At 45.6% G+C, this 23,069-nt stretch carries 17 protein-coding genes; all 17 read left to right on the top strand.

Annotated features, from left to right (window positions below):
- Window positions 1-67: 67 nt before the first annotated feature.
- The 17 genes from GON05_RS17490 (at window position 68) to GON05_RS17410 (ending at window position 23,064) form a co-directional block, all read left to right on the top strand.
- The gene (locus GON05_RS17490; protein WP_157320368.1) at window positions 68-1,771 is read left to right on the top strand and encodes an amylo-alpha-1,6-glucosidase; all 1,704 of its coding nucleotides are present in this window, start codon (window positions 68-70) and stop codon (window positions 1,769-1,771) included.
- Between the two features lie 224 nt (window positions 1,772-1,995).
- Window positions 1,996-3,684: a sensor histidine kinase gene (locus tag GON05_RS17485; RefSeq protein ID WP_246239302.1), complete on the top strand. Its 1,689-nt coding sequence runs from the start codon at window positions 1,996-1,998 to the stop codon at window positions 3,682-3,684.
- Window positions 3,662-4,885: a response regulator transcription factor gene (locus GON05_RS17480; protein ID WP_157320364.1), complete on the top strand. Its 1,224-nt coding sequence runs from the start codon at window positions 3,662-3,664 to the stop codon at window positions 4,883-4,885. The genes GON05_RS17485 and GON05_RS17480 overlap by 23 nt, the downstream gene beginning before the upstream one ends.
- Before the next feature lie 118 nt (window positions 4,886-5,003).
- Window positions 5,004-6,284, top strand: coding sequence for an ABC transporter substrate-binding protein (locus GON05_RS17475; RefSeq protein WP_157320362.1), 1,281 nt, complete (start codon window positions 5,004-5,006; stop codon window positions 6,282-6,284).
- Window positions 6,285-6,353: 69 nt separating this feature from the next.
- Window positions 6,354-7,307, top strand: coding sequence for a carbohydrate ABC transporter permease (locus tag GON05_RS17470; RefSeq protein WP_246239301.1), 954 nt, complete (start codon window positions 6,354-6,356; stop codon window positions 7,305-7,307).
- Window positions 7,304-8,116 carry a carbohydrate ABC transporter permease gene (locus GON05_RS17465; RefSeq protein WP_157320357.1) on the top strand — a complete coding sequence of 271 codons (813 nt, stop codon included), beginning with the start codon at window positions 7,304-7,306 and terminating at the stop codon, window positions 8,114-8,116. The genes GON05_RS17470 and GON05_RS17465 overlap by 4 nt, the downstream gene beginning before the upstream one ends.
- Before the next feature lie 20 nt (window positions 8,117-8,136).
- Complete coding sequence (lacZ, locus tag GON05_RS17460) at window positions 8,137-11,310, top strand: beta-galactosidase, LacZ type (protein WP_157320355.1); 3,174 nt, start codon at window positions 8,137-8,139, stop codon at window positions 11,308-11,310.
- Window positions 11,303-12,085, top strand: coding sequence for an SDR family NAD(P)-dependent oxidoreductase (locus GON05_RS17455; RefSeq protein ID WP_157320353.1), 783 nt, complete (start codon window positions 11,303-11,305; stop codon window positions 12,083-12,085). The genes lacZ and GON05_RS17455 overlap by 8 nt, the downstream gene beginning before the upstream one ends.
- A 94-nt stretch (window positions 12,086-12,179) precedes the next feature.
- On the top strand, window positions 12,180-13,580 hold the full coding sequence (gene gcvPA / locus GON05_RS17450; protein ID WP_157320352.1) for an aminomethyl-transferring glycine dehydrogenase subunit GcvPA: 1,401 nt from the start codon (window positions 12,180-12,182) through the stop codon (window positions 13,578-13,580).
- 28 nt (window positions 13,581-13,608) lie between these two features.
- Window positions 13,609-15,168: an aminomethyl-transferring glycine dehydrogenase subunit GcvPB gene (gcvPB, locus tag GON05_RS17445; RefSeq protein WP_157320349.1), complete on the top strand. Its 1,560-nt coding sequence runs from the start codon at window positions 13,609-13,611 to the stop codon at window positions 15,166-15,168.
- Window positions 15,169-15,890: 722 nt separating this feature from the next.
- On the top strand, window positions 15,891-16,772 hold the full coding sequence (locus GON05_RS17440) for an NAD-dependent epimerase/dehydratase family protein (protein ID WP_157320347.1): 882 nt from the start codon (window positions 15,891-15,893) through the stop codon (window positions 16,770-16,772).
- Between the two features lie 155 nt (window positions 16,773-16,927).
- Entirely contained in the window at window positions 16,928-17,356 is a 429-nt protein-coding gene (locus tag GON05_RS17435; RefSeq protein WP_157320345.1) for an NUDIX hydrolase, read from the top strand.
- Window positions 17,357-17,873: 517 nt separating this feature from the next.
- Window positions 17,874-18,683, top strand: a complete 810-nt coding sequence (locus GON05_RS17430; protein WP_157320343.1) for an ElyC/SanA/YdcF family protein — start codon at window positions 17,874-17,876, stop codon at window positions 18,681-18,683.
- Window positions 18,684-18,732: 49 nt separating this feature from the next.
- The gene (locus GON05_RS17425; RefSeq protein ID WP_246239228.1) at window positions 18,733-19,443 is read left to right on the top strand and encodes an MOSC domain-containing protein; all 711 of its coding nucleotides are present in this window, start codon (window positions 18,733-18,735) and stop codon (window positions 19,441-19,443) included.
- A 368-nt stretch (window positions 19,444-19,811) separates the two neighbouring features.
- Entirely contained in the window at window positions 19,812-20,459 is a 648-nt protein-coding gene (locus tag GON05_RS17420) for a ParB N-terminal domain-containing protein (RefSeq protein ID WP_157320339.1), read from the top strand.
- A gap of 257 nt (window positions 20,460-20,716) precedes the next feature.
- Window positions 20,717-22,648: a fructose-1,6-bisphosphatase gene (locus GON05_RS17415; RefSeq protein WP_157320337.1), complete on the top strand. Its 1,932-nt coding sequence runs from the start codon at window positions 20,717-20,719 to the stop codon at window positions 22,646-22,648.
- Between the two features lie 119 nt (window positions 22,649-22,767).
- Window positions 22,768-23,064: a phasin family protein gene (locus GON05_RS17410; RefSeq protein WP_157320335.1), complete on the top strand. Its 297-nt coding sequence runs from the start codon at window positions 22,768-22,770 to the stop codon at window positions 23,062-23,064.
- Window positions 23,065-23,069 lie beyond the last annotated feature (5 nt).

The raw sequence follows: 23,069 nt of genomic DNA, 5'->3' as shown, positions 1-23,069 counted from the left end.
TTTTCCCGTCAGTTCTCCATTCGGTACAATGAAAGCGCATACTGCTTTCCGCAAAGGAGAATTGAACATGAACTTTGACCTGAACGTTGTACCTTTCAGCCGGAGAGAATCCTTTCTAGCGATTTCGATTCTGCCTGAAGCCCAAGATAGACAACAAGGCCTGTATCTGCGCACCGTTCGTGGAGGCGACGATAAATTCGGCGAGGCGTTTCATATCGATATGCTGGATGAAAGCGGCCAACCCGTATCATTCGAGGCTGCTGCTTGTCCTGAGCAGATCCAGCTGAAATCAACAACGGGCTTAACCGCTGAGATTTGTATCTCCGATCGCCGAACATTTCGGATTCGCGCGAATGGCTGTGGAATTCGCTTAACTTTCCGCACGGCTGCCTACGATTACGCGTATCAAGCTGCTTCCGGCAGCTGGGAAGTAAACAGCTTCAAGCATGAATGCAGGTTCATGTTGACAGCGCTGGTAGGCGATTTGAAGATGGATGTACCATGGGACAAAATCAAAAGTTCCTACGTCATCGCAGACTTCTTGCCTGACAGAAAATCGGGCATTGCCGAGTTTGCTGTTGAGGAATTCCGCACCGTGTGGGAGCCGCGAATGGTTTGGGAGCCCTTCGATGACGCCGTAAAGCAAGTAAAGGAAGAGTTTAGTCAATGGTTGGATAGCTCCCTGCCCTTGCCTGAGCGCTGGCATGAAAGCCGGGAACTTGCAGCTTACATCACTTGGTCTTGCATCGTTCCGGCAGAGGGGTGTCTGACCAGGCGGGCGATGTATATGTCGAAGAACTGGATGACCAATATTTGGAGCTGGGACCACTGTTTCAACGCAATGGCGCTTGTTCGCCATGATCCGAAGCTGGCATGGGATCAATTCATGATTTTCTTTGACCGACAGGATGAGAGCGGTTTACTCCCCGATTTTATCAATAATAAATATGAACTGTGGAACTGCAACAAGCCGCCGATACACGGTTGGACGCTATCTTGGATGATGGCCAGAACGGATTATATTAAGGAAGCGCAACTTCGTGAGGTCTATGAACCACTTTCCAAATGGACGAAATGGTGGTTTCGCTATCGCGACGGCGATGGAGACGGCATTCCCCAATACAATCACGGGAATGACTCAGGCTGGGACAACAGCACAGCTTTCAATAATGGCATTCCTGTAGAAAGCCCGGATTTAGCAGCCTTTCTTGTTCTTCAAGCAGAACTGCTCGCGGAGATTGCGAGTCTGCTCGGACAGGCAGAGGATGCTAAAGAATGGCGGCAACTTGCTGAGGGCACACTTGATAAGATGATTCGTCATTTCTGGAAGGATGACCGCTTTACCGCATGCCGTTCCGGCACGCACGAATTATCAGAAGGGGACAGCCTTCTCTTATTTGTTCCCATTCTTCTGGGCAAACGTCTGCCTGAGCCGATTCGCACAGCTTTGTTGAAGGGGTTACGGGAGGAAGATCGTTTCTTAACCCGTAATGGCTGGGCAACAGAAAGCGTGAAAAGCCCTTTCTATCAACCGGACGGTTATTGGCGTGGCCCGATCTGGGCGCCGTCCACGATGCTGCTCGTAGAAGGAGCAGCTGCAGCGGGTGATCGGGAACTGGCAGAAATGGTGGCGCATCGATTCTGCAGCATGTTAGATCGCAGCGGAATGGCCGAGAATTTCGATGCGATTACGGGACAAGGTTTGCGTGATCGAGCTTTTACATGGACATCTAGCGTATTCTTAATTCTTGGTAATGAGTACACGAATTAAATACAACCTGCACTTCTTCCTGTTACAAAATTAACAGAGGGAGGTGCTTTTCCAGTTTCGGGGGATTGAATTTCATGGATGGAAGATACATTGTTCGCTGAAACTGTTCCATGCTACACTTAAGAGTAAGATTTTTTCAGAGAAGCTGGAAGGAGGGTGCGATCATCAAAGGTTATTTGCATAAGCGATTCAACTTCCGCCTTTTGTCTAGCTATTATCGAAGCATGCTAACGAAGCTGCTCTTCTGCTTTCTTATTGTGACGATTATTCCACTGCTCTCGCTTGGGGCATTGTCTTATTATCAATCTGCGAAGGTGATTAATTCTCAATTTGGCAAATACGGAGAGAACGCTGTGGCGCAGTTGGAGCAGCAGATGAGCTCTTATCTGAACCGAATGAATCAGACGACGGAGACCGTTTACTCCTATTTACTTGATCCTGCGAGGGTCGATCTAGGGAACCAGGTTCCGACAACCTATAAAGAAATTATAGATAAAAATGATTTTGAAGTCCTTCTGAAAGCGCTTAAAACCGATCGCACGACAGGCATCTACATCATCACCAGCTCCGGCTACTATTATGGAGAAAATAATCTTGATGTGACGAAGCTCAACCGCATTCCTGCTTGGCAATCCATGTCGGACGCCAATAAAGGCAAGTACTGGTTGGGATTCTATACTCAGAATCATGGGATGAAGGAAAACGAAGATTCCGGGATGACGGTTCTGGGCCTAGCTGTGCCCATTAACAATCCATACGGAGCGCTCCGGGGCAGCAAAATTCTTATCGAGGAAAATGCGGAAGATTTGCTTCATATGTTCAGACTGTTCGAAAATGATACGAAGGCTCATCTCCGCATAGCAGATCCGCAGGGTCGCATTATCTATGAGACGACAGCTGCCTTCACCTCGCAAACCAGTGATATTGTTTGGAACAAAACACTTGCGGCAAATCAATGGACGATCGAAGCGAGATTGCCTTCCCAGTCGTTTTATCGATCCTCCAGCATTATAAGATCGAATACGATTATGGTTGCTGTTGCTTCCTGTTTGCTGGCCTTCGGGCTTGCGTATCTATTCTCTACCCGATTAACCGCGAGGATTCGCCGTCTGAAGGACGCCATGCAGAAGGTTAGCTTCGGGAAGCTGCATACGAGGACTCCGGTTGAAGCGAAGGATGAACTGGGCATTTTGGATACAAGCTTTAACAATATGGTCGGCGGCATCCAGACTTTGATCGGCGAGGTTGAAAGGAGCGAGCGGCTCAAGAAGGAAGCGGAGTTGAAGGCTTTTCATTATCAAATTAATCCGCATCTGCTTTTCAATACACTTAACTCCATCCAATGGAAAGCCCGGCTTCAGGGAGCGGAGGACATCCGCCAAATGCTGTACCATCTCACGATGGTGCTCGAAGGCAATTTGGATATCTCGCAGGAGCTAATACCGCTTGGCCGCGAGCTGCGGATGATTGAGCATTTTCTGAAAATCCAGGAAGTCCGCTATGGCCCCGTATTCGAATATGAACTAACTTGTGATGAGAAACTTGAGAGATATCTAATTCCCCGCATGACTTTACAGCCGTTGTTCGAGAATATTTTTTTTCATGGCTTTGAAGACGGCAAAGGCGTGATCCGTTTAACCGTTCGCGATGAAGGCACTTATTTACACCTTACATTAACCGATAATGGAGCGGGGATTCCTGCCGAAAAGCTCAAGCAGCTGCTTCGGCCAAGCGAAACGAAACGCAAGGGAAGGGGAGGCCTGGGTGTGCAAAATGCAGACCAGAAGTTCAAGCTGCATTTTGGCCTGCAGCACGGGCTGACCGTGCAATCTATCCAAGGTGAGGGAACAACGATTATCATGGAATGGCCTAAGAAGGAGGAGAGTCCGCATGGAAACAATCAAGACCATTAAGGTAATGATCGTAGATGACGAGAGCATCGTCCGTAAAGGACTTCGTTCCACGGTTCCTTGGGGGAAATACGGCATGGAAGTGGTGGCGGACGCTCCGAATGGCCGCAAAGCTTGGGAAGCCTTCCTGGAGCATCGGCCACAAGTTGTTATAACCGACATTGTGATGCCCGAAATGGATGGAATAGAATTATCACGACGCGTCAAGGAAACAGCTCCCGATACGAAGATCATTCTGCTTAGCTGTCACCGTGATTTCGAGTATGCGCAGCAGGGCATAAAGCTTGGAGCAGCTGGTTATCTACTCAAAACCGCTTTCGAGGATGAAGAGCTGGAAGGTATGTTGGCGAAGTTTCAACATGAGCTTGCGACGACTCCTTCGGCACCGACGACTGCCCAATCAGTTGGCAGTGACGTTGATGATGAGCGTCTGGGTACCCTGCTTTATGCTTGGCTGAATGGCCACAATGACAAATTTGCTCAGGAGATGGAGAAACGAACGCTTGATGAGTGGTCTTTCCACGGTGAACCGATTTATGTCTATTTAATCAAGATTTCCGGATGTGAAGCGTCGTGGCTTCAACTGTTAAAGGAATCGCTAGAAGAAGATCGCCAGCTTTGCAAAGGGGCTGTCATTCCTTACGGGGATGAGCGCTGCTACTATCTGGTGCCCGAATCTCTTCTGAATGCAGCTAAGAGCTTGCTTGTGGAGAGAAAGAGCGAGAACGCGAAGCTGCAGTGGGCAAAAAGAGGACCGCTTACAAGCACAGAGGAACGTCTTGATGCGTTCTTAGCGCTGCATAAAGCAGCGGAAATAGAGAAAATCTATGGCGTAACGGCTGAAGATTGGCCGGAGCCGATCTGGAAAGCTGTTAAACTTTTGCATGACAATCCAGCGGCTGAGTGGTCAGTCAGCGATGTGGCGAGTCAGGTTGGCCTCAGCCGAAGTCACTTCTCTATTATTTTTAAGAAGACGCTGGGAGACAGTTTTGTGGCTTTTCAGTACAAACGTAAGCTTAAGCTTGCCTACGGATTATTAAAGGACACGCCGCTTACGATGCAGGAGATTGCAGAGCGTACGGGGCTTGGAGACAGCAAGTATTTCAGCAAATGGTTCAAACGCTGCACAGGTCAAACGCCAAGCCAGTACCGCGCCGAACATAAGGACGGCACACTCCGAACATCTGGACACCCATCTCGGTGAATCGAACAAAAACGCTCAAACATTCGAATAGTTATCGGTTTTGAACCGCTTTCATTTTAGTTATGATGAAAGCGGTTCAATTATTATCTACTCATTCACAGAGAGGGGAGCTGACAAAATGAACAAGAAACTTTCACTTATTGTTCTTACAACGGCAATGGCCGTAACGACGCTTTCAGCATGCAGCAGTAATAATGAGGGTACGACTAGCCAGGCGACACAACCGGCGAAAGGTAACGATGCTGCCACAGAGAAGACGCTGCGATTCGCTACATGGGATACCGGGGATGCGCTGAAGATCGAGCAGGATATAGCGAAGAAGTTCGAAGTCAACCATCCCGGGACGAAGGTTCAGGTAGAAGCATACGCCGACGGTTTCGACCAGAAGCTGGCTGCGGGCTTCGGCGCTACGAATCCTCCGGATGTGATGTATATGTGGGATTTCCCAACGTATCATCAATCGCTTGAACCGCTGGGCAGCTACGCAGACGGGGACAAGGACTTGAAGAAGGATGATTTCTACAAAGGGTTGTTCAATTACGCAACGATTGATAACAAGCTCTATGGAATCCCGGCTGGTTTCACGACTCGGGTTGTGTATTACAACAAGAAGATGTTTGATGAGGCCAAAATTCCTTATCCGAAGGACGGATGGACATGGGACGATTTCCAGGAAATCTCAAAGAAACTGACAGATAAAGCCAAGAAACAGTATGGTTTCGGTATTCGAGCGGATAACGATACGTACGATCTGCAAGGGTTTGTATGGAGTAATGGCGGCTCTTATATATCTAATGACGGCAAGACCATAAACGGGTTTATGAATAGTAAAGCAACAGCCGGAGCCATTCAAATGTTCGGCGATATGATCAAGAACGGTTCGGCCGTACTGACCGGAGGCAAAGGACAGCAAAGCGGTGAGGACATCTTCAAAGGCGGCAAAATTGCCATGTGGGAAAGCGGAATTTGGCCGTTGGAGTCGTTCAAGGAAGCAGGGATTGATGTAGGCACGGTAGAGATGCCGGCATTTCCAGGTCAACCAGTCAAAGGCGTGATTGCTGAATCTGCCCTATCCATCGCGAAGGATTCGAAACAGAAGGATCTCGCTTGGGAGTTTATTAAATATTACGTTTCCAATGAAGCGATCAAAATGCGCGTAGCGGATTTACCGGTCAGAGTAAGTGTCGTCAACGAGCTTAAGAAAGACCAGGATCCTCTGTACAAACCATTCTACACGATGCTGCAGCGTTCGGATAATTCGCCGGCTTTCCTGCTTAATCCCAAGTGGAATGAAGTAAACCGTCAGCTATCTTCGGCCGTAGAAGCTATCGTGCTTGGCAGCAATGCACAGGATGCGCTGGATCAAGCTGTCAAAGACAGCGAGCGTTATTTGAAATAAGATTTCTACAGAAAGAAGGTTAGGGAGATGGCTCAAACCTACCCACAGCAAGCAAACGCAGGGAAACCAATGGCCAGCCTCAAGCCTAGAAGAAAACCACGTTGGGGTGGGGTAGCTCCCTACCTCTTCATTTTCCCATGGATCTTCGGGTTCCTGGTGTTCACTTTAGGGCCATTGTTATTCTCGCTAATTATTTCGTTTTTCGATTGGCCGATTGTAGGTAAAGTTCGCTTTATCGGTTTAGGCAATTATGTGGATATGTTTACAAAAGACCCGCTCTTCTGGAAATCGTTCTGGGTGACGATCAAGTTCGCAGCGTTGTTTGTTCCGCTCAATATAGCGGTTGCTCTTGGACTAGCGATTCTACTCAATCAGAAAATTCGCGGCAGCGCAATATTTCGAACTGCCTTCTACCTGCCCTCCGTGATCTCAGGCGTGGCTCTGGCTATGATCTGGTCTTGGGTATACAGCGGCGATTATGGCATTCTGAATTATTTTCTGTCGATCATCGGTGTTAATGGTCCAGATTGGTTGAATAGCAAACAATGGTCACTGGTAGCGATGGTTGTTGCCAGTCTATGGGGGCAAGGTTCGATGATGCTCATTTTTCTAGCAGGACTCAAGGGGATACCAAAGGATCTATATGAATCGGTTTCCATCGATGGAGCGGGTAAGCTCAGACAATTCTTCAGCGTGACGATTCCGATGCTCAGCCCGACCATTATATTTAATCTGATTACGTCCATTATCGCAGCGTTTCAACAGTTGACCCTTGTGCTCCTGCTAACCGGAGGCGGTCCGCTGAAATCAACGTATTTCTACGCGATGTACATGTACGAGAATGCTTTTAAGTTTTTTAAAATGGGTTATTCCGCGGCTAACGCATGGTTCATGTTCCTTATTGTCCTCAGTCTGACATTCCTTGTATTTAAGTCATCCGAGGCTTGGGTGTTCTATGAAGGCGAAATGAAGCAAAAATCACAGAAGAAAGTGAAATCCGGCGGAAGGAGGCGGTCAGCATGAAACGGATCATCGTCTACACGCTGCTGATTATCTGCTCGCTGCTGTTCGTCGCTCCGCTGTTCTGGGCGGTGACAACGGCAGTGAAATCACCTGCTGAGCTGTACCTTTTCCCGCCCAAATGGATTCCTTCCGTATGGAAGTTCAGCAATTTCTCCGATGCATGGACGATACAGCCTTTTAACCTATTTCTGAAAAATACCGTTATCGTGACGTTGATGTCAACGCTAGGCCAACTGATCTCCTGTACGCTCGTAGCCTATGGGTTTGCAAGATTCCAATTTAAAGGTCGAGATCTGTTGTTTCTGATTGTGCTTGCTACGATGATGATCCCTTGGGAAGTAACCATGATCCCGCAATATATGGAGTTTAACTATCTGGGCTGGATCAATACACTTAAACCGTTAATTGTTCCGTCCTGGTTCGGTTCGGCTTACTTTATCTTTTTGCTGAGACAGTTCATTCTGACGCTTCCTCGCGAATTGGATGAGGCAGCAACGATTGACGGGGCCAATAAGTTTGCTATTCTTGTGCGAATCATTGTTCCACTTATGGGGCCATCGCTTATTTTAGTCGGTGTCTTCCAGGTTATGAGCTGTTGGAACGATTATCTGGGACCGCTCATTTTTCTTAATGATCAATCAAAATATACGCTGACGCTTGGACTGTCGCAGTTCAAAGGAATGTTTGGCGTCGATATGCAGTCTATTATGGCAATAACTTGCCTGATTTCCATTCCGCCGCTCGCTGTATTTTTCTTCGCGCAGCGCTACATTGTCGGCGGCATCGCGGGTACGGGGATTAAGGAGTAGATTCGAGAGGAGAGACAACGATGCGTAACGAGAAAGCAGCACGTGATTGGGATAATCTTGCGGTACTGGAGCGCAACCGCGCGAAGAGCCGTGCGTATTTCATCCCACATTCCGACCCGGCCGGAGCTTTGAGTTATGACCGAGGGAGTTCTCCTTGGTTCAAATCATTGAATGGCCGCTGGAAGTTTCATTATGCGAAGGGGCCTGAATGGGCGCCGGAAGAATTTTACCTAGAAAATTATGACATGTCGGGCTGGGATGAGATTCAAGTTCCAAGCCACTGGCAGCTGAAAGGATATGGAAATCCGCATTATACGGACTTATATTATCCGTTCCCGGTCGATCCTCCGCATGTGCCTAACGATAATCCGACGGGCAGCTACGTGCGAGAGTTTGAGCTTCCACCGCATTGGGACGGTAGAAAACTGGCCGTGAAGTTCGACGGCGTAGATAGTGCCTTTCACGTATGGGTTAATGGGACATTCGTTGGTTATAGCCAAGGAAGCCGATTGACGTCAGAGTTTGATTTGACGCCATATGTGAAGCAGGGAATCAATCGTATGGCAGTTCGCGTCTATCAGTGGTCAGACGGCAGCTATTTGGAAGACCAAGATATGTGGTATATGAGTGGTATTTTCAGGGATGTGTATTTGATTTCGGAGCCATCTTCGATGCGGATCGTGGACTATCGAATCGTAACCGAATTGGATGCGGAGTATAGCGATGCGACCTTATCTGTTCAAGTTGAACTGCATGGAAATGGTCTGCAGGGGGCGGCACTCCAGCTTCAGCTGCTAGATCATGTAGGCGCATATGTTGTTTCGGCTGTAGAACATATCAATATTGGCGGTGTGGATCATACGCATGTATCGTTTTCGATCCCAGTTGCGAAACCTGCGCTTTGGAGCGCTGAAGCTCCAGCACTCTATCATTTGATGATTTGTCTCGTGGATCAGAACGATAAAATCGTGGAGGCAGTGGCCCAGCGGGTTGGCTTCCGCAAGATTGAAGTGAAGGACGGCCAGTTTTTGGTGAACGGCAAGGCTATTATGCTGAAAGGCGTAAATCGGCATGATCACCATCCTGATACGGGGCGCACGGTGACGGTGTCGACCATGATTCAAGATGTGAAGATGATGAAACAGCATAATATCAATGCGGTCAGAACCGCTCATTATCCGAATGATCCGCGGTTCTACGATATTTGTGATGAATATGGCTTATATGTCATGGAAGAAACCGACTTGGAAACGCATGGTTTCGAGCCTTTGGGCAATATATCACGGTTAAGCGATGATCCTGTCTGGCAGGAAGCTTATGTCGATCGCATGCGTCGTATGGTGGAAAGGGATAAGAATCATCCTTCTGTCCTGTTCTGGTCACTAGGCAATGAGTCCGGCTTCGGCTGTAACTTTCGTGCGATGTCGGCCTGGTGCAAACAAGCGGATCCTACGCGGCTCATTCATTATGAAGAAGACCGCGAAGCGGAAGTGTGCGATATTGTGAGCACTATGTACTCTTCGGTTGAAAAAATGATTAGCTTCGGACAGCTAGTGGATCATCCTAAACCGCATATCTTATGCGAATTCGCCCATGCCATGGGGAATGGTCCAGGCGGACTCAAGCCGTATTTCGATACCTTCGATGCTTATCGAAGACTGCAAGGCGGTTTCGTTTGGGAATGGATCGACCATGGGATCCGCAGGAAAACAGCAGATGGCAAAGTCGATTACGCTTACGGCGGGGACTACGGCGATGTGCCGAACAACAGCAATTTCGTCATCGACGGTCTTATTCGTCCAGATCGAACACCTTCTCCAGGTCTAATTGAATATAAGAAAATTATTGAGCCTGTTAGGGTTGAGTATATAAAAGATAATCGCATACGCATTATAAATCGCTATGATTTTGTTACATTAGATCATCTCAGTGCTGATTGGAGTGTGACGGTAGAAGGTCGGACAGTCCAAAGTGGCGTGCTTGTTCTGCCTAGAATTGGCCCAGGTGAAAGTGCAGAGGTGCATGTTCCTGTAAGAACAGATCTACAACTCGTTTTATTGGAGCAGTATGCGGAGCGTTGGTTGAATATCGGCTTCACGCTTGCGGCGGATTGTCTCTGGGGTGAGCGAGGACATGAGGTAGCATGGGCGCAGCTCGCTCTAGCAGCAGTTGGTGGCAGTGAACAAGCTAGAAATAACGGAGTTAGCACTAGTTTATCTGTTTATGAGGCAGCTAGTCCGACTAAACGGAGCTTATCCTGCGGAGAGGAAGGGCGCAAGCTCATCTTAGCAAACGATGTATTCCGAATCACCTTCGACACCCGGCGTGCAGGAATAGGTTCGCTGCGAATGAACGGGCAAGAGCTAGTGAACACGGGGCCGCGTCTTCATTTTTGGCGTGCGCCGATTGATAACGATATGTATGTCTTGCCTGACTGGTACAAGGCGCATCTGAATAGACTCACCGAACGAATCGATGATTGCCGCTGGGAGCGGTTGGACGAAGGGACGATTCGAATCACTTGGAAGTCCCGCATTGCACCACCTGTTTTCGATTGGGGCTTCCAATGTGAAACCACCTATACGATAAACGGCTCAGGTCTTATTGTGATCGACGTGCACGGTGTTCCAGAAGGCAAGCCGCCGGCCATGCTCCCGAAGATTGGACTCCAAATGGAGATACCGGGGGACATGGACGCCGTGAAATGGTATGGACGTGGTCCAGGCGAGAGCTACTCCGACAGCAAAGAAGCAGGGCGGTTTGGTGTGTATCAGGGGTCCGTAGATGAACTTTTCACGCCCTATATTTATCCGCAGGAAAATGGCAATCGGACTGATGTAAGGTGGGTATCCATCACTGACGGCGCCGGAATCGGTCTACTCGCGTTAGGAGCACCAACACTTGAATTCAGTGCACGGCGTTATACCGACGCTGACTTAGAAGCAGCCAAGCATGCTAGTGAACTTGTTCCACGGGATTACATTACTCTCAACTTGGATTACAGGCAGAATGGTCTAGGCAGCAACAGCTGTGGACCCGCTCAGTCCCCGGAAAACACAGTCACATCGGAAGCATTCCGTTTCAGGATTCTGCTTAAACCATTTTTATCTGAAGATGCCTCACCTGAGCGGTTGAGCCATCAAATGAGATCTGAAGTGAAATTGCTACAACAGGAGGGTACACATCATGCTTAATCAACAAGACATATTGAACTTATCAGGAAAAATAGCGGTTGTGACTGGCGGTGCTTCAGGAATCGGCCTTGCGACTGCTGAACTGCTAGCCAGCTTTGGCGCATATGCCGTAATTCTGGATATTAACGAAGCACAAGGTGAGCAGGCGGTAAATGGCATCAGATCACAAGGAGGACAAGCGAGTTTCTACCGCTGTGATGTGTCTTCCTCCGCAGATTGCCAGCGTGTTGCAGCAGAGATTGATGCTGCACATGGACGAATTGATATTTTATTCAATAATGCTGGGATTATTCGCCGTAAAACGGTCGTTGAGCTGGAAGAACGTGACTGGGATCTAGTCATTGATGTCTCTTTAAAAGGCGTTTATCTGCTGTCCAAATCTATCATTCCGATTATGGAACGTAATGGCGGAGGCAGCATCATTAACTCTGGATCCGGTTGGGGACTGAAAGGCGGCGATCGGGCTGCTGCCTATTGTGCTGCCAAAGCTGGCGTTGTGAATTTGACGCGGGCTATGGCTATCGATCACGGCGTCGCCAACATTCGTGTAAACTGTGTATCGCCTGGTGATACGGATACGCCGTTACTGCGTGATGAAGCGAAGCAGCTGCAGCGAAACGAGGCTGAATTTCTAATCGCCTCGGCAGGCGGGCGCCCGCTGGAGAGACTCGGCACACCACGAGATATCGCGAATGCGGTCCTATTTCTGGCGAGTGACATGTCTGCTTGGGTAACGGGCAGCGTGCTTGTTGTGGATGGCGGGGGGATTGCCTAGGGAGATTCGCATCCGGCAAGAATGGCAGTTAAAAATCTATGAAATCGAGTTTTTTAATCTACTTTTAAAAGTATGACGAATGGAGGCGTTATCTATGCCTAATAACAGAACTTATGCCCATCCTTATATACCGAATACCGTACCTGAAGTTCGTGATGCGATGCTGAAAGAAATAGGCCTGACTCGGATCGAACAACTTCATGACGCCATTCCGGACAGCTTGAAGCTGAATCGGGAGATGAACCTTTCGCCAGCCATGACGGAATATGAGCTGCGCCGCCATATCGATGGCCTGCTCGCCAAGAACAAGCATGGCGCTGCTTATTTGAACTTCCTCGGAGCAGGCTGCTGGCAGCATTTCATCCCGGCTGTCTGTGATGAAATCAATCAGCGTTCTGAGTTCGTTACTGCGTATGCCGGTGAACCTTATGAAGATCACGGACGTTTTCAAACTCTGTTCGAATACCAAAGTTTAATGGCTGAGTTGGTGGATATGGACGTCGTGAATGTCCCTACCTTTGACTGGGCACAAGCGGCATCAACCGCGATTCGAATGGCGGGCCGCATTACCGGCCGCAGCGTTGCACTACTTCCTAAGTCAGTCGACCCTGACAAAGTTATGATCATTAACAACTACTGTACACCTGTGATGGAGCTGCGCTTTATTGAAATTGATGAAGCAACCGGCAAAATTGACTTAGATGATTTGCGCAGCAAGCTATCCAGCGAGGTAGCTGCAGTATACTTCGAAAATCCTGGTTACCTTGGGATCATCGAAGACCAAGGACAAGAGATCTCGGAGCTTGCTCATGCCGTTAAGGCCATCTCTATCGTTGGAGTTGATCCCATCTCGCTCGGCGTTCTTCAACCTCCAAGCCAGTATGGTGCAGATATCGTCTGTGGCGATTTGCAACCGCTCGGGATGCATATGAATTACGGCGGTGGGCAAGCCGGATTTATCGCGACGCGCGACGAAGAGACGTATGTGATGGAATATCCTTCTCGTCTGTTCGGCATCGTGCCAACAGAAGTTGAAGGCGAATATGGCTTCGGCGACGTAGCCTATGAACGCACATCCTTCGCACTTCGTGAGAAAGGGAAGGAGTCCGTCGGTACCCAGACCGCATTATGGGGCATAACCGCAGGTGTTTATCTGTCCTTGCTTGGGCCAACCGGTATGCAAGAAGTCGGCGAAACTATCATGCAGAAGTCGCAATATGCGGCCAAGAAACTCTCCGCCATTCCAGGTGTTACCCTGCTGTTCGCAGAAACAACATTTTTCAAAGAGTTTGTTGTTGATTTCAATGATACAGGCCTAACTGTTGCTGAAATCAATGCGCGCCTATCTGAAGCCGGAATATTCGGAGGCAAAGATTTGTCCGGTTCTTTCCCGGCTTGGGGACAATGTGCCCTCTATTGCGTTACTGAAATTCATTCGCAAGCTGATCTTGATCGTCTTGCCGACACCATTCAAACCATTGTTCGCCAATCGTGATCCACATAAATAGAAAGGATGGAACGCCATGAAACGAATTCGCAGAGACCATAAAGTCCGTAATTTCCATCAAGCCAAATGGGATGAGCCAGTTATATTTGAACTTCACCGACAAGGTGAGCGTGGGGTCATTCCTCCGGGAACAGATGCTGGTATTACAGCTGAAGTGGGAGATGGGATAGGACGTATTCCTTCTTCCATGAAGCGTAGGACTGCGCCGGCTTTACCCGAAATCGGCCAAGCGAAGGTACTTCGTCATTACTTACGCCTTTCCCAAGAGACACTTGGCTCTGATTTGAATGTTGAGATCGGGCAAGGCACTTGTACGATGAAATATATTCCTCGCATTAACGAAATGCTTATCCGTACGCCTCATCTCATGGAGCTGCATCCCTTGCAGGAGGCTGATTCCGTTCAGGGCATGCTGGAGATTTTCTATAAGCTGGACCTTGCCATGCGGGAGATCAGCGGGATGGATGCCTTCTCGTTCCAGCCGAGCAGCGGAACGCAAGCCTTGCTGGCGATGGCTTCCATCGTTCGTGCTTATCATGATTCACGGGGGGAGGGGGATCAGCGGGATGAGATTATTACGACGATTTTCTCTCACCCTTCTCAAGCAGCGACAGCAGCAGTTAAAGGCTACAAAATTATCACATTGCATCCTGATGAAGATGGATTCCCAGACATCGAGAAGCTGAAGAGTGTTATCTCCGAGCGAACAGCTGGTTTTGTCGTTGCGAACCCGGAGGATACGGGCATCTATAATCACCGAATCCGCGAGTTTACCGACATAGTCCATGAAGCGGGTGGAGTCTGTTTCTACGATCAAGCCAACGCAAATGGCTTACTTGGCATCACGAGAGCGAAGGAAGCAGGCTTCGACATGTGCTTTTTCAATCTGCATAAGACATTTGCAGCTCCTCATATGTGCGGTGGACCAGCGACTGGTGCACTAGGCGTTAGCGAGGAATTGAAACGCTTTTTGCCTGGACCACTTGTCGATTGCGTCGAAGGTCGTTATGTTTTGAAGAATCAGACGGCAGACAGCATCGGCAAAGTCCGCAGCTTCCACGGGGTTGCACAGACTGTTCTGCGTTCCTACGCTTGGATTCTGAGCCTCGGTCCGGATGGACTGAAGGAAGTCGCCGAAATCGCGGTTCTGAACAACAATTATCTGTATCACAAAATCCTGCAAATCCGCGGAGCGAGCGCACCTTATATTAAAGGACGCCGTCTCGAGCAGGTTCGCTACAGCTGGAAGCAGCTTACCGACGAGACAGGTGTCACGACAGAAGATATCACTCGCCGCATGTGTGATTTCGGCCTGCACTACTGGACGTCCCATCACCCGTATATCGTGAAGCAGCCGTTTACCTTGGAACCGACAGAGTCGTATTCCAAAGAGGATCTCGACGAATATATCCATGCGCTGGAGCATATTTCGAATGAGGCTTACACACAACCGGATATTGTTCGGTCAGCTCCGCATAACAGTACTGTCCATCGTAACGATGAGTCGTCGCTTGACGATCCGAAACAATGGTGCATTACATGGCGGGCGTATTTGAAGAAGACTCAACTGGTCTAAAGAGAGGCTCCGTGAGGGGCCTTTTCTTGAATTTTTTTGTTAAGACCGCGATTGCGGTCTTTCGTTGCACATCATACAACCATTTGCTGAAAAGGGTGGATTGTAAGCGATTTAAATGAATCAATCGTTGTATTAAGTGCAATATAGAGGCGAAGTGAGGCCCCTTTACGGATGAATGGTTGCGCAAAATACAACATAGCTGCCACAGTCGCTGTTATCGCTCCAGCGGTTCCTACCTGAGGGGAACTAGAGGGCCCTATTTCATCGAAATAGGCTACTCGTCACGTGGAGGGGAACTGACGTCCTCTATTTGTCCGTTTTCTTGAAGAAATCGGGATTAGGCGTTCAAATAAGGCCCTGTAGTTCCGCTTGAACGCGGATTTTGTTAGAATAACGCCCTGTAGTTCCTCCAAGTGGCCAGCCAGCTTACCTCTCCGATGAGGATGCCCTCTCGCCAAATGTCTCAGTAACGCTGGATTGTTATCGGCGTTGGGTGTTCTCCACCGCCAAAATTCGCTCCCACTGGGCTCTTAACAAGCTAAACTACGGAGGGAAATTAACTCCTCCAACGATTCCTTTCTCCTCAACGAGTAACTACTGGGCTCTATTTCATTTGAACTGTTAGCTGACTGCTTTTTTTTGTTGACCGAATGAGCAGGTTTGTTCAATATTTTCGCGAATACAGGTAGGAGACAAAGCACATTTAGTGGGAGGGGACATTCATGAAAATTTTTGCGGCTGGAGCTACTGGAGCTGTCGGGCGTATTTTGCTTCCAAAATTGATTCATGCAGGTCATGAAGTAATCGGAATCACGCAAAGTGAGAGTAAGAAAGCTATCATCGAGAATATGGGAGCAAAAGCATTAATTGCTGATGTCTTTGATCGTGAGTCAATACGGTCCGCATTAGATGAATCTCAACCTGAGGTTGTCATTCATCAATTGACTTCTTTGAGTAATCGTAATTTTTCAGATAATACAAGGATCCGTAAAGAAGGCACTCAAAATTTGGTGGATGCCGCTATTTCAGTTGGTATCAAACGCATTATCGCACAAAGCATCTCTTGGGCATATGAACCGGGAGAGAGACCGGCAAGCGAAGATGAACCTTTACATGTAGTGGCTGAGGAACCTCGGAAATCAACGATTGATGGCATATTAGCTTTGGAAAATGAAGTGTCAAAAATACCGCAACATGTAATCTTACGCTATGGAATGTTCTACGGACCGGGCACTTGGTACGAGCGTAATGGATTTATGGCAAAACTAATACATCAAAGACAGGTTCCTGCTACTGAAGGAGTCACTTCTTTTCTTCATGTTGAGGATGCCGCTGAGGCAGCACTTTTGGCCTTACAATGGCCTTCAGGACCAGTGAATATTGTGGACGACGAACCAGCAAGAGGAACTGACTGGCTTCCGGTTTTTGCACAAGCTTTAGGAGCACCTACCCCTGAAACTACTTCAAATAGCAACGCTTGGGAGCGAGGGGCATCGAACAGGAAGGCTCGGCAGGAATACGGTTGGAAACCCCTATACCCGACTTGGCGGACAGGCTTTAGCGCTAGTCTGGCTGATGAAAACAATTCAATGTTAGATCAATGAGGAACGTTAGTATTAAAAACGAGGGAGCAGATCGCCACATGGTGACTGCTCCTTTTTTCGTTGACGAAAAGGGAGATTAGCATGGTCAATATAGAACTTTTTCCATTTATTTCCGTCTATAATTGAGTAGTCATTATTCATAAGGGGGCATTACTTTGCCTAAGTTAATTGGCGCGGCAGCAGTTATTTTAGATTCTGAGGGGAATGTATTATTGGTAAAACATAGCTATGGCAAAAATAATTGGGATCTGCCTGGAGGAAAAGCTGAGGAGGATGAATCAGCGCAGGAAACTGCCAAAAGAGAAGTTCACGAAGAAGTAGGGCTAGAAGTCGGGATTGGTCAATTAACTGGTATATACTACGACCCGAACTATGACATGCATCATTTTGTGTTTCTTGCGAATAACGATGCTAACCAAATACCTCAGCCAAGCTCGCCTGAAATTTTAGAATGCAGATTCTTCTCAAGAGATGAACTTCCTAAACCGATTAGTGATTTCACTTGTAAGCGTATTGAGGATGCATTAAATCATGAAAGACAACATCTTTTCCATACTGTGGGACCGAGACAGTGGATTGAATAACGGTTTGTTCGACTATGAAGAACGTTGGTTCAAAACAAACGAAGTGTTTATCTATCTTTTGAGGAGAGTGTGAAATTGAGATTTTTGAATAACGGATATTTAAATGGATTTTATGCTGTATTGTTAGCCGTAGTATCTATTTTCACAGGGGAAATCGTAACTTTTATTATGCTCGGATTCGTATTCATGGCCTTATTGAACATTAACTCAACTTTGCAAAAGATACTTGATAAAAAAGATTAAGATTACTAATCTATAGTAGCTGTTTCTTAGCTAAGGAGGTTTTTATTATCGAGATTATTACAATTATATTTATGTTTATTGTTGTAATTGGCCTAATTAGCATTGACAGAAGCTTAAGACTCAAATTAAAGAATGATGAAATTATAATTGATAAGCTTAACGAAATAACAAAAAAGACAAATTAGTAGGTATGATTTTTAATTGTTATTGGGCAGTTTGATGAAAATGTTACAATAGAAACAAAAGATTGTCGTTTACTTATGGAGGTCAATAAATGGATCTATATAAAATTGCAGATAACATAAATTTAATAAGTGACTTTCTTGGAATAAGAGATATAGACACATTAACAAGTGATGCTCTAGAAGAAAAATATAAATTTTCACAAGCAGATTTACTCATATTATTCGGTGGTAGTATACCATATGGTTGTGACGTAGTAGGTAAAGCCTTTTCTAACAATATTGCCAAGAATTTTATGATTGTTGGTGGGGAAGGACACACCACAGAAAGTTTACGTAGAGCTATTCATTGTGTTTTACCCGAAATAGTAACTGCGGGAAAAATGGAAGCAGATATTATGAGTGAGTATATGAAACGAAAGTATGATATTGACAACATTCTGATTGAACGTAATTCAACGAATTGTGGAAATAACGTTACTTACGCATTTGATGTTATAAAACAAAATTATCTTTCCCTAAACAATATTATTATTGTTCAAGACGCAACGATGCAGTGTAGAATGGATGCTGGTTTTCGTAAGTATCTCCTAGATTCAAAAGTAGAAGTAATAAATTTTGCTTCGTATAAGGTTAAGGTTGCCATAAAAAATGAAAAATTGGTAATTGACCCGTCAGATATTTGGGGTATGTGGGATATAGAAAGATATATTTCATTATTGATGGGAGAAATTCCGAGATTGTTAGATGATAATAATGGATATGGCCCTAATGGAAAAAACTATATTGCACACGTTGATATTCATAACGATGTATTGAAAGCATTTGAAGAGTTAAAAGTGGAGTATGGAGATTTAGTTAGAGTTGCTAATCCTCTGTATGCTTCAAAAACGTTTGAATAAGGGAATATACTATAAAATAGCTATTATTAAGTTATGGAGGCGAAAACTTTTGCTTGTCGGTGAAATCAGTGAAATAACACGATATCCTGTAAAATCATTTGCGGGAGAAAGCTTGGAATCTTGTAGCGTAGATACATATGGGTTGTTTGGTGATCGTTTTTGCGCTTTTTTGGATGAATCAAAAGAGGGATGGAATCGTTTTATTACGGCTAGGGATATCCCTAAAATGCTCGGTTATTCGGCTAGATTAATTAATAACGAAATAAGTGTGAAATCTCCAAACGGAGAAATTTTTAGCTGGAATGAAGATCTTTTAAAAGAAATTCAAAGATACACCAATAGAGAAATCTCTAAGGGGGACTATAGAGCACCAAATCCTCAAGACCCCAAACTTATGTCTGTTGATACTGCTAACATTCTTATCGTTACAGATGCTTCGTTGCGTAGACTTGAATCGATATGGGGAAAGCCATTAGATAAACGTCGGTTTAGAGCTAACATTATCTTGTCATTAGATGAAAACACGATGGATGAAACTGCTTGGATAGGAAAACAATTATCAATTGGCGATGTAAAATTAAAAGTAGAATCAAATTGTGAGCGGTGCTCAATCATTACGCTTGATCCTGATACCCTAGAAAGGGATGTTACTCTGCTAAAGAAAGTAAATGAGCAAATGAATTTATGCTTTGGCTTATATGCATCAGTTATTAACCTAGGGCAAATTCATGTTGGTCAGAAAGTTTATTTATCTGATTGAAAGCTCGGATTACAAATTATATAGAGTGAATAGCTAGTGTTCATTCTGTGAAACAATTTTGATAACTGAAAGGATTAGATTATGGATGTTCTTGTGGGATTCTTAATTTTAGGCGCATTATTTGGCATATTTGTTGCTATTCAAAAGCTCAACTCAAATATCATTACTCAAATTGACCAAAACGAAAGAATTATTCAATTAATGGAAGAAAAATGCCATCAGTCTTTGGAACCCTAGAAAATGTTGGTGGACATACGCATTATTATTTGAAAAAAGACCTTAAAGGACCTGTACATAGCTAATCGTTTTCACAGCCCCTAATGATATGGTAAGGTAAAGGTATAATTTACCATGCGAGGAGGTCAGCGATGTTCCACCATACTAAAAAAACGTCTAATAATCACAGTACTAATGAAAGTGTAAGCATTCAAAGAAACAAAGTTCCTACAAATGCAATTTTACAAATGCAAAGAACGATAGGCAATAAAGCAACAATGAATCTCTTAAAAAGTTACACTCCGCAAATTCAGCGATTTCCTGAGAAGAAAGGGGACTCTAATGATGAGTATATAGACAAACAATATCCAGGCGTGACTTTTATAAAAACATCTGGAAAATGGAATGAATATATGTTGAATGATGGTACGATTGTCTATTATGACGAAGGTAAATATTGGAAAGATGCAAATACATCTCAAATTATGGATTTATCCGGGTATATGAATCAGCAACTAATTGAGAATGCCGGCGGTAAGTCGTACAATTATTTGGCAAGTAATTTAACAGGTCGATTAATGAATATTATGGATTTATATAGAGCAATAACAAATCACAGAGAAAAGTTAGATATACCTAGATATGATGCTGCAAAAGCCGAGATGGAACGCGGTGAAATCGTATATCCCATAGAGGTCTATAACATTGGTGATGGAAAGCTTCGGTTGAGTCAGGGCAATCATCGTCTTTGGGCCGCAAGAGAAATGGGGTATGAGGTGGTTCCAGTTAATTTTCTCTAAACGAAAGAAAATGGAGAGTCTGCATCTATTGTTTGCCTCTTCTTAGATTTTTAGCTCCATAGCCCGCTGCTGTGGGGTATTTTTCTGCCATTTAACTATCGGGCGGAGAAAATCCATTATGTAGTAAGTTTGGATTTATTCAGATAGAAGCTTATTGTTCCACTCATTTCAGGGAAATCTAATACCAAATGTTTTCCCATTACTGTTTACAGTAAACATAATACATCACCATATTTCCTTGAAGGGGGACATCAGTTTTGGATGCGCAGTTTCTAGATTTATTGGCCCTGGAATATGATACGGAAGAAAAAGTAGTAACAGAAATCATCAACCTTGAAGCAATCTCCAATCTTCCCAAGGGAACTGAGCACTTTGTCAGTGATTTGCATGGGGAGTTCCAGGCTTTTCAGCATGTATTAAGAAATGGTTCGGGTACCGTAAAAGAGAAAATAAAAGCCTTATTCCGTGAGGTTTGGACGGAGCAAGAAATCAATGAGTTTACGGTGTTAGTTTATTATCCGGAAGAAAAAATACAGTTGGTTAAAGGTGATCTATGCAATCATCAAGCCTTGAACCGTTGGTACAGGCAAACGATTGAACAAATGCTGATGCTCATTTCTAATTCCTCATCCAAGTATACTCGCTCAAAATTACGTAGAGCTTTGCCGGAGCAGTTTGTATATATTGTAGAAGAACTTTTATACAAGACGGATTCCACCAACAATAAGGACCCTTATTATGAGGAAATCTACCGGCAAATTATTTCATTGGGCCAGGCGGACAAGCTTATTATCGGGCTTGCTTATACGACCCAGCGCCTGGTGGTTGACCATCTTCATGTTGTCGGAGATATCTATGACCGCGGGCCGGACCCTGATAAAATTATGGACACGCTGATCAACTACCATTCTGTCGATATTCAGTGGGGGAACCATGATGTCCTATGGATTGGCGCCTATGCGGGCTCCCTGGTCTGCCTTGCGAACATTATTCGGATCTGTGCCCGATATGATAATCTGGACATCATCGAAGATGTCTATGGCATCAATCTACGCCCACTGCTGAACTTGGCGGAGAAATACTATGATGACAATCCAGCCTTTCGACCGAAGCTGCAGACCGACCATAACGGTTCGGAGCAGGAAATCCTGCAGATTACCAAAATTCATCAAGCCATTGCCATGATTCAGTTTAAACTTGAGATCCCTATTATCAAGCGACGTCCCTACTTTAATATGTCTGAAAGGCTTTTGCTCGAACAAATCGATTACGACAAAAATGAAATCAAAATCGGTGGTAAAACATACCCGTTGGAAAACACTTGTTTCGCAACTATAAATCCGAAGCAGCCTGAAGAATTGCTGGAGGAAGAACAGATGGTGCTGGAAAAGCTGCTCTTCTCCGTTCAGCATTCCGAAAAGCTGGCACGGCATATGAATTTTTTTATGAAACAGGGCAGCCTTTATCTGAAATATAACGGGAATTTGTTATTTCACGGCTGTATTCCTTTGGATGAAGAAGGAAACATGGAAGAAATGCAGATTGAAGACAAAACGTATTCGGGCCGTAAGCTGCTCGATGTTTTTGAATATTATTTACGTTACGCCTTTGCGCATCCGGAAGAGACAGATGATCTGGCAACGGATATGGTATGGTACATCTGGACAGGGGAATGTTCCTCGCTCTTTGGAAAGAGAGAAATGACCACCTTTGAACGATACTTTATCCAAGATAAAGAAAGCTATAAAGAGAGAAAAAATCCTTATTATCATTTGCGTGAAAATGAGGAGATCTGCCGGAAAATACTGCTAGAGTTTGATTTGAATCCGGATCATGGACATATCATTAACGGCCACACGCCAGTTAAAGAAATTCGTGGAGAGAGCCCCGTTAAAGCAAACGGAAAAATGGTGGTCATTGACGGCGGTTTTTCCAAAGCCTATCAATCTACAACGGGCATCGCCGGATACACCTTGTTGTACAATTCCTTTGGCATGCAGCTCGTTGCCCATCAGAAATTTAAATCGAAAGAAGATGTGTTATGTAACGGAGCGGACGTATTGTCTGTAAAAAGGCTGGTGGACAAAGAACTGGAGCGGAAGCTGGTAAGGGAAACCAACATCGGGGAGAAGCTGCTGCAGAGGATCTCGAATTTGAAGAATCTCCTGGAATATCGCTATATGAAATGAAACAATGATTTTTTGCGTTTGAAAAAAGAGCTTATCTTCGATTTCTGCTCCGCATACATATCATTGGCATCTAATGGAAATCATAATGCTTAATTATTGTTTGTAGAGGAGTGCTTTAGATGAATGATTTAATCAAGAATGCAGTTTCGCTTGGTCTGGGAATCACGATTGTGACCAAAGAAAAGCTGGAAACCTACGTTAAAGAGCTTGTGGTAAAAGGAGAAGTTGCCCCTGAAGAGTCGAAGGCGTTGGTGGCAAAGTTAATCAAGAAAGGTGAGGAGCAGCAGGACGCTCTTAAAGAAATCGTACGCGTACAGCTTCAGAAGCTGCTGGTTGACCTGCACCTGGCGACTGAGGAAGATATTAAACGGCTAGAACAACGCATCGACCAATTGGAACACAAGCTACAGGCATAGCCCGT

This window comes from Paenibacillus anseongensis, assembly GCF_009757995.1.
GTDB classification, from domain to species: Bacteria; Bacillota; Bacilli; order Paenibacillales; family NBRC-103111; genus Paenibacillus_E; species Paenibacillus_E chondroitinus.
This window is presented reverse-complemented; position numbering and strand designations above follow the sequence as displayed.